The sequence below is a fragment of the Bacillus sp. FG16 genome (genome assembly GCF_057809515.1).
Window position 1 is genome coordinate 19,018 of sequence record NZ_JBMDKC010000009.1, and the last position, 15,673, is coordinate 34,690.

General features: G+C 32.1%; 16 protein-coding genes. 12 read left to right on the forward strand and 4 right to left on the reverse strand.

The window, feature by feature from the left end; translation table 11 throughout:
* Nucleotides 1-8 precede the first annotated feature (8 nt).
* Complete coding sequence (locus ACODS7_RS05495; protein WP_029442310.1) at nt 9-482, reverse strand: CDI toxin immunity protein; 474 nt, start codon at nt 480-482, stop codon at nt 9-11.
* A gap of 1,936 nt (nt 483-2,418) precedes the next feature.
* Between ACODS7_RS05495 and ACODS7_RS05500 the strand changes: the two genes are divergently transcribed.
* The 3 genes from ACODS7_RS05500 to ACODS7_RS05510 all read left to right on the forward strand — a co-directional run bounded on the left by ACODS7_RS05500 (nt 2,419) and on the right by ACODS7_RS05510 (nt 4,773).
* Nucleotides 2,419-3,129: a class I SAM-dependent methyltransferase gene (locus ACODS7_RS05500; RefSeq protein ID WP_029442311.1), complete on the forward strand. Its 711-nt coding sequence runs from the start codon at nt 2,419-2,421 to the stop codon at nt 3,127-3,129.
* A 118-nt stretch (nt 3,130-3,247) separates the two neighbouring features.
* Nucleotides 3,248-3,655: a VOC family protein gene (locus ACODS7_RS05505; protein WP_000072495.1), complete on the forward strand. Its 408-nt coding sequence runs from the start codon at nt 3,248-3,250 to the stop codon at nt 3,653-3,655.
* Between the two features lie 335 nt (nt 3,656-3,990).
* Nucleotides 3,991-4,773 carry a class I SAM-dependent methyltransferase gene (locus ACODS7_RS05510; protein WP_029442312.1) on the forward strand — a complete coding sequence of 261 codons (783 nt, stop codon included), beginning with the start codon at nt 3,991-3,993 and terminating at the stop codon, nt 4,771-4,773.
* Between the two features lie 157 nt (nt 4,774-4,930).
* On the opposite strand, the gene ACODS7_RS05515 is transcribed toward ACODS7_RS05510, so the two are convergent.
* Complete coding sequence (locus ACODS7_RS05515; protein WP_080681770.1) at nt 4,931-6,616, reverse strand: alpha-keto acid decarboxylase family protein; 1,686 nt, start codon at nt 6,614-6,616, stop codon at nt 4,931-4,933.
* Between the two features lie 107 nt (nt 6,617-6,723).
* Between ACODS7_RS05515 and ACODS7_RS05520 the strand changes: the two genes are divergently transcribed.
* The 5 genes from ACODS7_RS05520 to spoIISB all read left to right on the forward strand — a co-directional run bounded on the left by ACODS7_RS05520 (nt 6,724) and on the right by spoIISB (nt 9,576).
* Nucleotides 6,724-7,206, forward strand: a complete 483-nt coding sequence (locus ACODS7_RS05520; RefSeq protein ID WP_029442314.1) for a MarR family winged helix-turn-helix transcriptional regulator — start codon at nt 6,724-6,726, stop codon at nt 7,204-7,206.
* 166 nt (nt 7,207-7,372) lie between these two features.
* Nucleotides 7,373-8,110, forward strand: a complete 738-nt coding sequence (gpmA, locus tag ACODS7_RS05525; RefSeq protein WP_016081624.1) for a 2,3-diphosphoglycerate-dependent phosphoglycerate mutase — start codon at nt 7,373-7,375, stop codon at nt 8,108-8,110.
* Nucleotides 8,111-8,348: 238 nt separating this feature from the next.
* A complete protein-coding gene (locus tag ACODS7_RS05530) occupies nt 8,349-9,086 on the forward strand; it encodes a type II toxin-antitoxin system SpoIISA family toxin (RefSeq protein WP_029442315.1) in 738 nt (245 codons plus the stop codon).
* 112 nt (nt 9,087-9,198) lie between these two features.
* A complete protein-coding gene (locus tag ACODS7_RS05535; RefSeq protein ID WP_000237818.1) occupies nt 9,199-9,327 on the forward strand; it encodes a hypothetical protein in 129 nt (42 codons plus the stop codon).
* Between the two features lie 72 nt (nt 9,328-9,399).
* Nucleotides 9,400-9,576 (forward strand): stage II sporulation protein SB, encoded by a 177-nt coding sequence (spoIISB, locus tag ACODS7_RS05540; protein ID WP_016081622.1) that lies wholly within the window; start codon nt 9,400-9,402, stop codon nt 9,574-9,576.
* 19 nt (nt 9,577-9,595) lie between these two features.
* On the opposite strand, the gene ACODS7_RS05545 is transcribed toward spoIISB, so the two are convergent.
* On the reverse strand, nt 9,596-9,985 hold the full coding sequence (locus ACODS7_RS05545) for a YxeA family protein (RefSeq protein ID WP_016081621.1): 390 nt from the start codon (nt 9,983-9,985) through the stop codon (nt 9,596-9,598).
* Nucleotides 9,986-10,196: 211 nt separating this feature from the next.
* Between ACODS7_RS05545 and pepD the strand changes: the two genes are divergently transcribed.
* The 4 genes from pepD (at nt 10,197) to ACODS7_RS05565 (ending at nt 14,819) form a co-directional block, all read left to right on the forward strand.
* A complete protein-coding gene (gene pepD / locus ACODS7_RS05550; RefSeq protein ID WP_029442316.1) occupies nt 10,197-11,666 on the forward strand; it encodes a beta-Ala-His dipeptidase in 1,470 nt (489 codons plus the stop codon).
* A gap of 245 nt (nt 11,667-11,911) precedes the next feature.
* The gene (locus tag ACODS7_RS05555) at nt 11,912-12,721 is read left to right on the forward strand and encodes a C39 family peptidase (protein ID WP_043938116.1); all 810 of its coding nucleotides are present in this window, start codon (nt 11,912-11,914) and stop codon (nt 12,719-12,721) included.
* Nucleotides 12,722-12,746: 25 nt separating this feature from the next.
* Nucleotides 12,747-13,349: a hypothetical protein gene (locus tag ACODS7_RS05560; protein WP_029442318.1), complete on the forward strand. Its 603-nt coding sequence runs from the start codon at nt 12,747-12,749 to the stop codon at nt 13,347-13,349.
* Between the two features lie 288 nt (nt 13,350-13,637).
* Nucleotides 13,638-14,819 carry an agmatine deiminase family protein gene (locus ACODS7_RS05565; RefSeq protein ID WP_029442319.1) on the forward strand — a complete coding sequence of 394 codons (1,182 nt, stop codon included), beginning with the start codon at nt 13,638-13,640 and terminating at the stop codon, nt 14,817-14,819.
* Between the two features lie 481 nt (nt 14,820-15,300).
* Here the strand turns inward: ACODS7_RS05565 and ACODS7_RS05570 are convergent, their stop codons facing one another.
* The gene (locus ACODS7_RS05570; protein WP_088115305.1) at nt 15,301-15,552 is read right to left on the reverse strand and encodes a response regulator transcription factor; all 252 of its coding nucleotides are present in this window, start codon (nt 15,550-15,552) and stop codon (nt 15,301-15,303) included.
* Nucleotides 15,553-15,673 lie beyond the last annotated feature (121 nt).

Sequence of the window (15,673 nt, forward strand, 5' to 3'; positions counted from 1 at the left end):
TTAGAGTATTAGCGAAACCCAACCCTAATCAATTCTTCATCATTTATTTCAATTACGAATCTATATTCTTTGTCTAATAGCCAGTAATAAAAACTGACTGCATCAACGTCAACTAGTGATTGGAATACTTTATCAAGATTTGTACTTACTACAGGGATTTCATAGTTATCCCATATTATAAAAATCTGTTCGTCAAAATCTAGTTGGTTTGCTCTAATAAGGGAAATTAGTTGTTCTTTGTTCGAAGCTATGAATTGATTATCTATCTGTTCCCAATCTATTCTTCCCGAGACAGTTATAGGAAACGAATTCATTAAAATAGTAGCAATCTGTTGGCTTTTTTCTTGGGAGAAAATGAGAGTTTCGTTTCCTAGGGATTCAAGGCATTCATTAAACAAAGGGTTTGTATCATTTCTGTTTTTTGTTTTCAGTGCTTTTAACTTTTGTCGCATTTTCCATTGTCTTGACGATCTATCATCCATTTTTAACATTCCTTATACAATTATTTAAGAATGAGTATAGCATATAAGGGAAGTTTTTATGAAAAGGAACTTTTTAAATATAAATTAAACAAAAGTGTTATTTGAAAAAAGGGCCTTTTACGGAAAGATAAGAGGCCATCAAAAAATATAACAACATAAAAATTTTATATTATGTATATACAATTTGAAAAGTTTACTGGAAATAATAAAATGTATAAAATTCTTATAAAAAAAGCCCTAGTATTAGGGGGGCTAGGGCTTACTCTGTTGGTATATCTCACACGACATTATAAAAGAAAAGAACTTAATGAAGATAACACATGAATGTTTCGTAAATGTATCAACAAAAGTGAACAAAAGCTTTATTTTAAGGACCATGATATATTATCAAGGGCTTTATAAATATAACTATACATTCGGTAAAAGAAATATTTTGGATTGTATTTTTGTTTCCAGTTCATAATAATCACCTCTCATACAAATAGCTTAATTATATTATAAGGTTATTAATGAGAATGTTAAGAAAACTTGATATGAATTAAGGTGAATTTAAACAAACTAGTAATTGTAATTAAAAAGCAGTTAGCTTTTGCTAGCTGTTTCACTCACTGGGAGTTTTTTTATGTAATTTAGATAAAGAAACTAGCCATTAAAAATATTGCTCCTATCAAAATTAGAGAATCAACTAAAATCAAGAACTGTTTTTTCTGTGGCTTTTGAAATTCCTTTATTAATCTAAAAACTGCACTTATTCCGAAACAAATGTATAACAAAATCATTATTATTTTTAGTATTACTAACACTTCGAATATATTAATTATGTATTGGAGAATATATCCATATAAGTTTTTAATAAAATTCTTATTTAAATAGAAAATGCCAGCTGAAATGTCAAGGGCGTATCAGCTGGTACTGAAATAGATATTAACTTTTAATATTAGGTTTTTTAGTTCCTACTTTTGCTCTTATTTTTAGAAGAGATTGTACCAAATATTGCTCCGGACATTGCTCCAATCAAAGTCATAAAAATTGCACTCCATGCTGCAAATGACATAATTACACCTCCTAATAACAAAATGCTACAACTATATTAATTATTATATATGAATTTAAGGGTGTGAAGTGGGGAAAAGTTAGAAAATTAAACAAAAGTGTTAATTCAATTAAAAAAAGAGCCCCACTATAATGGCTGTAAGGCTTCATAAGGTCGAGTTGTGTCGTACTCACAAGGGATTTTAACATGAATGTTGTGGTAAACATACTGGTAAATGCATCTAATTTATTTAGAGCAGTTATTTTAAACAAAAACAATATTTGGTAAGTATATTGTTTTTAACAAAAATTTGATTTTATGGAAATTAAAACCCTAGTTTCCTAGGGTAATAGTATAACAGCCAAATATATTTTATTCTTATATATCTTAACTTAATATTACGCTAAAAACATCAGGTAAGTGTAACCAATTGCAGAAAATAAAAGAGCAGCTAGCAAACGCTAACTGCTCGGTTCTCCAAGGGGGAACAAGGAGAAAATCTAATGTCATATACAGTATTAACGGAATATTGAGTTTTATTCTATTTAAATCAAAAAAATGAATTTAATAATTATGATGCGATTAAAGATACTAAAAACACATTATTAATATTAAGTACAAAAGTAAGAACAATGTAAGTGTGATTGTAATTATACTTCTAAGCGTTGTTTTCGCAGTAGTTGGCGTATTCATTCCTATAAGGCCACCAATACAGGTCCAAGCTGTTAATATCAGTAAAAAAAATATTGGGTCGGTAGAACTCCAATTCATCGCTGTATTAATAGATTCATTTTCAAAGTATAGGATAAGTAAGCCAATACAAATAGTAGGAGTTTTTTCTTTGTTTGAAAGTTCAAAAAGATATATAATAATTTTCTGACTATTAAAATATGGAGGGTAAAAATGAAAACTGAAACGTTACACACACAAGAAGACATTTTAAAAATGCTTGATTCATTATTAAGACCTGCTGAACCCTTTTGGAATGAGTTTTATGAGAATAGAGAAAAGGATGTTCCGTTTTTTGAAAATGTTCCAGATGAGAATCTAGTTTCGTATATACAAAAAGAGAGAGTTTTAAAAGGGGAGGTATTAGAACTTGGATGTGGTCCAGGTAGAAATGCCATTTATTTAGCGACTCAAGGATTTGATGTAACAGCAGTGGATTTATCTGTAGAAGGCATTAATTGGGCTAAAGAAAGGGCATTGGCAAAAGAGGTAGAAATTCATTTTATTTGTGATTCGATTTTTAATTTAGAGGTTCAAAACGAATTTGATTTTGTATACGATTCGGGTTGTTTGCATCACATTCCACCGCATAGAAGAATAAATTATGTGGATTTAATTAAAAACTCATTAAAATCGGGTGGTTATTTCGGATTAACATGTTTTGCGGCAGGCGATTTAGATGAGCGAAATGGATCAGAAATAACAGATTGGGACGTATATAGAGAATGGAGTCTACAAGGTGGTCTTGCATACTCGGAAGAAAAGTTAAGAGAGATATTTAAAGAATTTGAGGTAATTGAGATTAGAAGGATGAAACAAATAAAACAACCGAAAGAAATGTTTGGAGAATCATTTCTTTGGACAGCATTATTTAAGAAGAAATAAGAAAGTAGATAATTGACAAACTCATCGTTTTTATAGACAATACACTTATAGGAATGTACGTTCGGTTTTTTGGCCGACTTATGTTTTACATAAATATATAACAAGGGGCTGTCTCCATATGAGTAACACAAATCAAAAAATTACTACGTTTTTAATGTTTGAAGGCAAAGCTGAAGAAGCAATGAATTTTTATACGTCGCTATTTGATCAATCGGAAATTGTAAGTATTTCTCGCTACGATGAAAATGGACCTGGTAAAGAGGGAACTGTAATTCATGCAACTTTTACGCTAAATGGCCAAGAGTTTATGTGTATTGATAGTTATGTAAATCATAATTTTACATTCACTCCAGCTATGTCTCTTTATGTAACTTGTGAGACAGAAGAAGAAATTGAAACGGTCTTTCATAAACTAGCGCAGGATGGAGCAATTCTCATGCCTTTAGGTTCTTATCCGTTTAGTAAAAAGTTTGGCTGGTTAAATGATAAGTATGGTGTATCTTGGCAGTTAACTCTTGCTGAATAAAAAAGAAAAATCATAGCTTATTTGTTTAAAGGATTTAGTTAAAAGCTTGAAAAATGAAATAACATAAAAAAGCGTTCCAACTGTTAACAGATTTGGAATGCTTTTTTTATGTGGAAGTGAGTTGTTTAAAACTTACCAATTCTACGATTAGTTTAAATGAATGGAATAGATGTGTAATTCTTTGTCTTTTTAGAATTCTTTGGTAATTTTTTTGCATTTATCTGTTAATATAAATATAGACAACTATGTATGAACTATCAGGCAGGTTAATAGAAAAAGGAAAGCATTAAGCTTACACATTGAATGCAACTAGATCGTTAGGAGGACTAATCGCGATGGATACTACACAACAAAACAGCAATGCATGGGATAAGAAGGTTGAAGAAGGTTCTAGATACACGCAGCCTGTAAGTAGCGAGATTGTTGAGAAAAGCAAATCAGGTGAATGGGAGATTACAGTCACTACGGAAAAATCAGTTCCTAGAGAGTGGTTTCCAAAGTCATTAGATGGATTAAAGATACTTTGCTTAGCATCAGGTGGTGGACAACAAGCACCTGTTCTAGCTGCTGCTGGAGCAGATGTAACAGTAACTGATATATCTAAGAAGCAATTGGAACAAGATGAAAAGGTAGCAAAAAGGGATGGTTTGTCTTTAAAAACCGTACAAGGAGATATGTCAGACCTTGGTGATTTTGAGGATGATTATTTTGATATTGTTGTAAATCCTGTCTCTAATTTGTTTGTAAAAGATGTTCATCTTGTATGGAATGAAGTTTCTAGGGTTTTAAAGAATAAAGGTATTCTTATTGCTGGATTTACAAATCCGTTACTATGGATCTTTGATGATAACCAAGAACAAAAAGGTATTCTTGATGTTAAACATTCAATTCCTTCATCAACATTGGATTATTTACCAGAGGATGAAGTTCAAGATTACATCGATTCAAATCAAACAATAGAATATGCGCATACTTTAGAAGACCAAATCCAAGGCCAAATTGAAGCTGGTTTTGCTATAACAGGTTTTTATGAGGATGATTTTGGTGGGACAAGGATATTAGATAAGCATATTAAAACATTTATTGCGACAAAAGCTATAAAGTTAAAGATGAATTAAGAATTTTTGCTTGTCATACGGGGCGTTAGTCGAAGAATGCTCTTAAAATAGAAAAGGATGGCGCTTTCCATCCTTTTCCTTATGTATTTTGAGTGTCGAAACTATTCTCAAAACAAGTTTTACACTACTAATTGTATAATTAGGTTATGCTTCTATATTAAGAATTTTGCTGACCGAATCTTTTCCCGAGTTTAGCTAACAATTCAGGTTGATCGCTTTGGCTCATTATAACTTCAATAAAGATAAGTTGATTCTTATTAAAAGTTATATTTGTTAAGACTTCTGCTAATTCTGCTTCATTTTCTACTTTAAATGTTAGGCTTTTTTCTTCTGACCCAAATACCATTGATAGTTTATTGTAATCCCACATTTGTATATCATTATAAGGTTGGTTTTGGCCGTGAATGGCACGTTCAACAGTGTATCCGTTGTTATTGATTAAAAATATAATCGGTTTTAAATTTTGACGTAGTATAGTTGATAACTCTTGGGCAGTTACTTGGAAAGAACCATCACCAATAATTAAAATGTTGCGCCGTGATAAATTGGCGAGCTGTGTACCAAGTAGAGCGGGCAGTGTATATCCGATAGATCCCCATAACGGTTGTCCTACATATGCAGTGTTATTAGGTAGAGGGATAGCAGCACTACCAAAGAAAGGTGTTCCTTGCTCTACAATTAAGACGTCGTTTTCTTGTAAGAAATGGTACATTTGCTGCCAAAAACGTTTTTGTGTGACCATTTGTGCTTTTGGAATGAACTCTTCAGTAAAAGGTGATGATTCTAAAATAAATGGCTTAACGTCAAGGGTATCTTTATTACCATGCTCAATTGAATCACTTAAATGTTGTAAAACATCCTGCATTACAACTGGACCGTATTTTTTATCTATAATTTTCACAGTGTAGGGATGGATTTCTATAACTTGTTCTTTTGTAAAACCTTGTGTGAAGCCGCCTGTAATAGTATCAGTTAACTTCACACCAATACTAATAATACAATCAGATTCATCAATTCTTTTTCTCAAGTACGGAGAACTTACATCACCAGTATAAATCCCTATAAATTGAGGGTGTTTTTCTGGGAATATTCCTTTTCCCATACTTAACGTCGCGATGGGAAACCCAGTTTTTTCTACGAATTGATGTAAATTTTCTTTAGCGTGAAATCGATCTACTTCAAAATCAGCTAAAATTACAGGTTTTTTGGCGTTATTTATTATTGAAGTGGCATGTAGAAGCATTTTATCCAACGCTTCTTTATTACTTAAAATCGGTTTATATAAAATTGGTTCTGTAGGTTTATTAATTGGTTTATTATATACATCAATCGGCAAATTAATATGAACCGGGCGTTTTTCATTCCAACATGCGCGTAAAACACGGTCAATTTCCTCAGCAGCATGCTCAGGTGTTACATTTGTTTGTGCCACAGTGATTTCTCGATACATATTGGAAAAGTGATCGAACTTTCCATCTCCTAACGTATGATGGACGATTGCTCCATTTTCCATTACTTTTGTTGGTGGCGTACCCGTGATTTTTATAACTGGCACGTTTTCCGCATATGAGCCAGCAATACCGTTAATAGCGCTTAATTCTCCAACACCGAAAGTAGTAATAAGAGCAGCGATTCCTTTTATGCGAGCGTACCCATCTGCTGCATATGCAGCATTTAATTCATTACAATTGCCAATCCACTTTAAATTTTCATGTGCTACCACATCATCTAAAAAGGCAAGATTATAATCACCAGGAACCCCAAATATATGTTCAATTCCTAATTCGTGTAGTCTATCCAATAAATATGTACTTACAGTGTATTGTTTTTTCAAATGAATCAGCTCCTAATTATGCAATGAATGTTTCAATAGACTGAACAAGTTCTAATGCGTTGATTAAAATATTCATTACTAGATTGTGGTATAATTTACATACAGGGGGAAAGTAGATGACACAACATAAAGAAGAACAGATGAATGAGGCATTAGCATTATTTTATTTTGCATATAAAACATTTACTGAAAAGCCAGATGAAATTATAAAAGAATATGGCATTCAACGAGTACATCATCGAATTTTATTTTTTATCGCACGTTTTCCAGGGATAAGTGTAAATGAGTTATTATCACTATTAGAAATAAGTAAACAAGCTCTTCACGGACCGTTACGTCAACTTGTGGAAAAGGGCTTAATTGAGAGTAATGAGGCTATGCATGATCGACGTGTAAAACAGTTGTCTTTAACAGAAAAAGGTGCAGATTTAGAGCAAAAACTGAGTGATGTACAAAGACAACAAATGGGTGCTATTTTTTCAAAATTTGGTGAATCATGTGAGGACAATTGGCACCAAGTTATGAATGAAATGGCAAATAGCCGATCAGGTTTTGATGCTTGGGTATCAAAACGGGAAATACCAGTCGATCAAAAATAATGAAAAAACTTCTGTTTTTATCGTTTGAAAAAGAACAAATTTTATCCATACATTTGGCAACTATCGTTTGGTCATAGAGTGAATGGATAAAAAGATACATTACTAGATACTTTATACGTGTACGCAATGGAACAATAAAATTCACATTTCCGAAAGGGGAATTATAATGATAAAACTTGTACTTATTCGTCACGGACAAAGTTTATGGAATCTTGAAAATCGCTTTACTGGATGGACAGATGTTGATTTATCAGAGAACGGATTAAGTGAAGCGAGAGAAGCAGGAGCAATATTAAAGAAAAACGGATATACTTTTGATGTGGCTTATACATCTGTATTAAAACGCGCAATTCGGACGTTATGGATTGTACTTCATGAGATGGATCTTACTTGGGTCCCAATACATAAATCTTGGAAGCTAAATGAAAGGCATTATGGTGCATTGCAGGGGTTGAATAAAGATGAAACTGCTCAAAAATATGGTGAGGAGCAAGTTCATATTTGGAGAAGAAGTGTTGATGTAAGACCACCGGCTCTTACTGAAGACGATTCTCGATATGAAGCGAATGATCCAAGATATAAAACACTCAAAAAAGGTGAATTCCCATTAACTGAATGTTTAGAGGATACGGAGAAGAGAGTACTTGCTTATTGGCATTCAGAAATTGCGCCGACATTAAAAAGTGGTAATAAAGTAATTATTTCATCACACGGTAACACAATTCGCTCGCTAGTAAAATACTTAGATAACCTTTCAAGTGATGGTGTAGTTTCATTAAATATTCCAACTAGCATTCCGCTTGTTTATGAATTAGATGAAGATTTACGTCCGATTCGTCATTATTATTTAAGTATGGATGGAGAAGTACCTGAAGGGGAAATTCCGAAACATATTTCTTTTTAATACGAAAATTTGAAATGGATGCTTGTCTACATATACAATGTAGACTCATGGTAAAGTAAAACTTTAATCAGTGGGGGTCTTATTGCCCACAAATAGCAGGATAAAAGACGTGGCACCTTCTAATATATATGCGATGTAGCTAAATTTAGAAGCTTGTCCACGTCTTTTGTCATAAAGAGAGCAGCTTGCGCATGTAATGATATCGTGAGTAGTTTTTGAATGGAGGGTGATGTGATTAATGATCTCTAACATTCGAATTGGCTTATTTGTTTTAGTGATTGTCTTTGTAGTCCTTGTTTTCTTTTATTGGAAAAATGAAGAGTTGTACGAGGAGAAGAAGCAACGTATTAGAAAGACTTGGTATGGTTTGTTTATCATATCTGTCACTGTGTATTTCATGATAAAAGGAATCGATTTAACCCTCTGGAAAAATCTTTTGATGTTTACTGCAATGGTTATTTTTGTTGATATTGCGTTCATTTTAACACCTAATATTTCAGAAATATGGGGTGCGAAATTTACCGATATTGGCAAGACAGTTCAATCAATAAAACGATCATTAATTGCATCTAAAGCGAGAGGAGAAATATACACGACAATTATTCAAAATGTTAACCCATCAGTATTCGGTACGATGGAATGGCATACAGAAGAGGAATATACAAAGAGCTTAAATGCATTTTTAGATTCATATGGGGAAAAGATTGGTGCGAAAATTGTTGTTTTTGAAGCCGCGAAAGAATTAAATACAAACTTTCGGGGTATTCGCTCGCAATTTAGTATTATCGTTCCGTTAGAACATATCGAGCAATTGAATGAGCAGAAAGCGGTGCAAGTAGAAAATGTCGGGATTATACCAGCAAAAATAGTAAGTGACGTTTTCATTATTATTGATGGAAAGAAAAATAACCTGCAAGATCGAGATTTTGAAAATGTATATAATTTAACAATACATCATAGTTATTTTAGTAAATAAGGACAGAATCTTATTCTGTCCTTTTCTTCTATACATAAATTAAAAACAAAATCCGACAAAGTTGAATAAAATTGGACAATCATTCCTACACTAGCATGTAGAGGTGATTGTAGTGGTAAAAGATTATGACAATGATTTTTTTAAAGAAGATAACGAAGATACAACCGATTTCTCTTTAATAAAAGGTGATACGTTGCAGCAAGTAGAAGAATTAGAAGAAGAATTAAAAAGAAAATCATAAGTGTACACTCTTTCTATATTTGCTATATAATATAAATAAAAGGTTGTATCTTTTTGAAAAGGGGGAGAAGAGATGGCTGAAGTCAATGTACAAAAGTCTTCGTTTTTTAAAGAAAAAAAAGAAGAATCAAATACAGATTTCTCTCTTGTGAAAGGTGCATTAACGGAGAATATAAATCGGTTGGAGAAACTGATGAATAATAGCAGTTCAAAATATATACATGTGAAAAAAACAAAAGAAAATGCATAGAGCATTTTCTTTTGTTTTTTTATTTAATAGTAAACTTTTCTCTTATTTTTTCAGGCAAATCTGCTTTCTGAATCTCTTCATAGGACTTTACTTCAATTGATGATATTTCATTTTTATTATTATCATCTTGATCTACATAAAGGCGTAAAAACGCGTCTTCATTTAATTTATGATTGTTTTCTTTTTTTGTACTTCTAAATGTAATTTGTTTTTTGACGCCATCTTTATCATATGCGGGCAGCGTATAGTTTCGTAAGTTTCTACCATCTACTTTTTCGATAGTTCCTTCTCCTTTTATCTGCATGTAATATACATCTTTACCAATTCTATTTAGTGACGCTCTCTCACAGCCAATAGTAAAACTAGAAAATAATAAACATAGTGTAATAATTGCTAAAAACTTTTTCATTTTCTTTATCTCCTTTAATGTGTTTCTTTAAAAAGTATACGGCTATTATTAAATGAGAAAAATCGATATAGATTACAATACCCTTACAATGTTGTAAGAGTGTTGTACATAAAATGAACAATAAAAGTTAAAAGAAAGGTAAAATAATGAATCATGGTATAATGATAAAAGACTTACATACTATTTTTTCATTTTGAGAGGAGCTTGAAAAATGTATTCTACTTTAGAACAATTAACAAAGCACCCTGTATTTTATCATTTTGCAGAAATTTCAAAGATTCCTAGAGGATCAGGTAATGAAAAGGAAATTAGTGATTATTTAGTGGGCTTTGCAAAAGAGCGTAACTTAGAAGTCATTCAAGATGAAGCATTAAATGTCATTATTAAAAAAGAAGCAACAGCTGGTTATGAAAATGTACCAGCTATTATTATTCAAGGTCATATGGATATGGTTTGCGAAAAAAATCAAGCAACAGTACATGATTTTGAAAAAGATCCAATTGAATTACGAATCATTGGGGATATGTTATATGCAAATCAAACAACTTTAGGTGCTGATAATGGTATTGCAGTTGCGTATGCATTAGCTTTATTAGATTCAAAAGAAATTACGCATCCAGCACTTGAAGTCGTTATCACTACTGAAGAAGAAACGACAATGGGCGGGGCTTTTGCTATTGATCCAAATCATTTTGAAGGAAAGATATTTATAAATATTGATTCTGAAGAAGATCATAAATTACTTGTAAGTAGTGCAGGTGGTGCGAAAGCTGTTGAAACAATCCCCGTAATTTGGGATGAAACGCCAGCGAATATGGATGCATACCGTCTATATGTTGGCGGTCTAAAAGGCGGACATTCTGGTATGGAAATTGATAAACAACGCGGTAATGCGAACAAAGTATTAGGACGAGTATTACGTGACTTATCAGCACATACGGAGTTTAACATAAGTGAAGTTCACGGCGGATTAAAAACGAATGCAATTCCGCGTGAAAGTGTAGCTACAATTTTAATTCGTACAGAAGATGTAGGACAAGTAGAAGAAAAACTAGAATCATGGACACGTGTATTACAAGAAGAAATGCGTGCTGTTGATCCAGATGTTCATGTTACACTGACAAAATTGGATGAAAAAGTTGAAAAAGTATTTGCTAAAGAGACACAAAAGCAGCTTATTTCATCATTATTCTTAATTCCGAATGGCATTCAAAGTATGAGCATGGATATTAAAGGTCTTGTAGAAAGCTCAACAAATTTAGGCGTTATTGAAACGTTGCAAGATGAAATTAAATTACGTAACGAAGTGCGAAGTTCTGTAAGTAGTTTAAAACAACATGTTGCAGAAGAAATCAAATATATTGCTGAATTAGTTGGTGCTACATTTGAAATAGAGTCAGAGTATCCAGAATGGCCATACAATCCAAACTCACAAATTCGTAATTTATTTGAAAAAGTACATCAAGAAAAATACAATAAAGAAATTGAAATATTCGCTGTACATGCGGGGATTGAGTGTAGCGCATTCGTTCAAAAGATGCCTGAATTAGATGCAATTTCATTCGGACCAGACATTTTCAACGTCCACACTCCAGATGAACATATCAGTATCTCTTCTGTAGTGAATAACTGGGGATTCTTCATTGATGTAATGAATGGTACGAAAGAATTAGCTAAGTAATAACGACGAAATAAAAAGGAGCCTATAAAAATTTATAGGCTCCTTTTTTGTATTGGAATTTATCCCGCTATTTGCCGAGCAGCCCGATTGGTTTAACTAATAAACAGTGGGTGATGCATAAAACCACTACTGATTAAAGTTTCATTTTATGAGAAGTCATTTTTCGTTAGTATGTAATATTAAGCTTGAACAATTAATAAGGATGAATTGTTGATGTTTTTTAGTACTGATGAAGGGGTGGAGAAATGAAGGGAAGAAATCATTTTATTGTTTGTATGTTTTTATTGTTCTTCACATTTAGTTTTATTGGTGTTCAGAAAATAATAGCAGAAGAAGTTGAATTTTCAGGGACAACAGCTCCATTGAATGTAAATGTTAGAGAGGCGAAAAGTTTGAATGCAAATATTGTAGATGTGATTCCCGGAAATACAAAAGTATCTTTTAAAGGATGGGAGTATGGTGAAGCGGTTAAAGATTACTGGACAGGAAATTTAGACAATCGTTGGTTTTACTATTTTAAAGATGGAAAAAAAGTATATGTAACGTCAGCGTATATTAATGGAAATCCTCCAAGTACACCAATAGACCGTAAATTATCTGTACCTAACATATTACAAGAAAGATCAAATTGGTGTTGGGCAGGCACTTCGGTCTCAGTTTTAAATTATTTTGGGAAAACTCCTTCACAAGATCAGTACGTTAGGTATGTTAAGGGTGGATCATATAATAATCCTGCAACTTCACGTGAAATACAATATGGATTATCGGGATATGGTGTTAGCTCAGCTATAAGTTCTGGAGCAAAATCGTATGAGTGGTTCAAAAGTCAAATTAATAGTAATCAGCCGATGATTGCACTCATTATGTGGCAAAATGGAGCTAACATCGGACACTTTCTAGTACTTGATGGATTTTATAAAGGGACAAATGGAACAGATTATATAACGTACATGGACCCTTGGTATGGTGATCATTATAATCATAATTTCAGTACGTTCCATAACAATAATAATTTTTGGTGGAGTGAAACTGTTTATAATATCCATGCAAACTAATAATATTAAAAGCGGGGGTTCATAAATGGGAAAACTACTTAAGCTTGTGATACCGTGCATGTGTTTAATGACCGTTATTATTTTCGCTAGTAAAATTAGTTATGCATCAAAAAATAAAAGTGAATCGGTACAATCGATCGCATTAAAAGATTATCAATATAGTAAGGGAAGTTCTTCTGAAAATTTAAGCTTTGAAAAAATAACAACATCTCCATTTTCGTTACCAATCTATGAAACAATTCCAGCACAGCAAATTTTAAATAGCTCTGAATTTAAGCATTTACTATTATCAACAAATGAAAAGTTGTGGTTTATTATGAAGGGTGAGCAGCCAGAAGGAATGATTGTTGCGAATGATATTGAACCGATTCGAACGGGCGGAGAAAATAGAAGTAAAGATTTATATGGATTATATACAGCAATAAAGAATAATACAAATGAAACAAAAGATATTAGTTATTTCGAATTTGAAGGGCAAGGAATATTGGTAGTAAATCAAAATAATGATCAAGAAATATACCTTAGTAAAGGTGCCGCTGCCATATTAAAACTTCCTGCTGGTCAAAAAGTATTGAGCAGTGAAGTAATACAGAAAATGAAAGAGAGAATTGTAACTGCTTTTGAATAGTTAATTATAAACTGAATAAATATATATGTATTTAGTATGAAATTTCATGTACTGTATTATTTTCAAAAATAATACAGTACATGGTATAAAAAGGATAACAAGAGAAACGAGTGTAAGATATTATGAAAAAATGATTATTATAGTAGGAAGAGTTGATTCTTACTTGTCTTGTATTGGGTTCGAGTCAAATTGCACTTCACATTTAAAATATTTAAATAATTCAAACAGAAAAGCTTGACCTTCACACTATGTAAAGGTTTACAGTAAGACAGAAAAGGAGGTTGAGAAATGAAAAAAATAACGAATTTGTGTATGAGTGCGATACTAACCACATCTATTTTCAGTGGTTATGCTCTAGGTAAGGGGATTGAGAAAGTTCAGGCGAAGGAAATTGAAAAAACGCAAAGAAAAGATATGAAGAAAGTAGAGGTGCGAAAACAAGTAGGAAAGTATACAATGCCAGATGAAAAAAGCAAACATGAAGGAACATGGCTACAATGGCCTCATGAATTTACATATGGGCAAAAATATCAGCAAGAAGTAGAGCCAATTTGGATTCAAATGACAAATGCTTTAAGCAAAGGTGAAAAAGTTCATATTGTTGCATATGATCAAGAAGAAAAAGAAAGAATTACTGAAGTTTTAATAGATCACGGGGTGAATATGGGGAAAATTGATTTCTTTATCGCACCTACTGACGATGTATGGACAAGAGATACTGGACCAATTTTTGTTTATGATAATGACAAAAATCTAAAGATATTAGACCCGGGATTTAACGGATGGGGAAAGAAAACACCATATAAGAAAGATGCTCGTCTTCGTGATAATCTTAGCAAACAGTTAGGTATTGAAAGAATTGATTGGAATAAATTTGTTCTTGAAGGTGGCGCATTTGAATTAGATGGTAATGGAACTGCTTTACTAACTAGAAGTGCTGTGACGAATAAAAATAGAAACGCTAAATTGTCAGAAAAAGATATTGAAAAATATATTAGTGACCTTGGGGTAACAAATTTTATTTGGTTAGATGGAGTACCTAACTTAGATATTACTGATTTTCATATTGATGGATTTGCAAAATTCCACGATAAATCTACTATTATAACATTAAACAAAAAAGATTTAGCTGAATGGGGAACGTCTGATAAAGATATTAACAAGTTGTTGCAGGCAAAAGATGCTGAGGGTAATAAGTACAAGTATGTATATCTGCCGCTAAGCAAGAATAATGTTACATTAGAAAACGGAAAGCAACTTGATTATAAAGGTTCATATATTAATTATTATATAGCGAATCAAGTTATCTTAGTTCCTAACTATAATGATCCTAATGATAAAATAGCAAATGAGATGATTCAAAAACTTTATCCTGATCGTAAAGTTGTGGGGGTTGATGTAAGAGAGCTTTATAAAAATGGTGGTATGATCCATTGTATTACTCAACAACAACCAATTAATTTAAAATAATATATTTATAGTGTTCAGTGGAGTTTTCTATTTTTTATGAAAACCTGTTTATCTATAGGATAGGTAAAGATGCGATGGCATTTTTACCTATTTTATTGTAATTTTTATGAGTTAAGTATACCTTTCCTATAAACTGAAGAAACCCACCCTTTTTGAAAAGAGCTTAATCAAAATGGATGGACTTTCTACATTAAAAGCTATACTTGCTGTTGCAGAAGAAACATTGTCTAAAGGTATGTTTTTACCTTTTAAAAGTCGTTCGAAGCCCTTCAATAAAACATCCAAAGAGTCCTCTATTATTGGGATTTTAAAAGTTTCTGGTACAATCATTCTTACTAAAATATCTAAATACAATCTATATTTTTTCTTTTAGCAATCCGTACATGTCCATCACCTTCAAAATACAGAATTACCTTAAATAATAAAAGTTCAGCGGCTTTTCTGTTTTTATTTGTAACTGAAACACATTATACTTGGCCAATTATTGTGCAACCTTTTCGAATAAATGATTTTCTTTATTTGAAAATAAGGGTGCATCTATAAAACCATAATGGTAAACTAAAATACCTAATTCCACTCTAGAATTAATATGCCATTTTGCTTTAATATGATTAATTATCGTTGAAATCCTTCTAGGGGTAACATATATTTTTTTTGAAATTTCTGCATCTGTAAATCCTTTTGCTACATAAATAGCCACTTCTAACTCTCTTTCGGTCAACATTCTTTTCATAAAATACGCTCCTTCGAAATTATTTATATAAAAATCAAAAGAAACTATTAAAAGAAATAAAGGTGAAAAATCATATTTAGTTCTTTTAATTTCGCTATTTGCGGGCAGTAAGATTCCCACC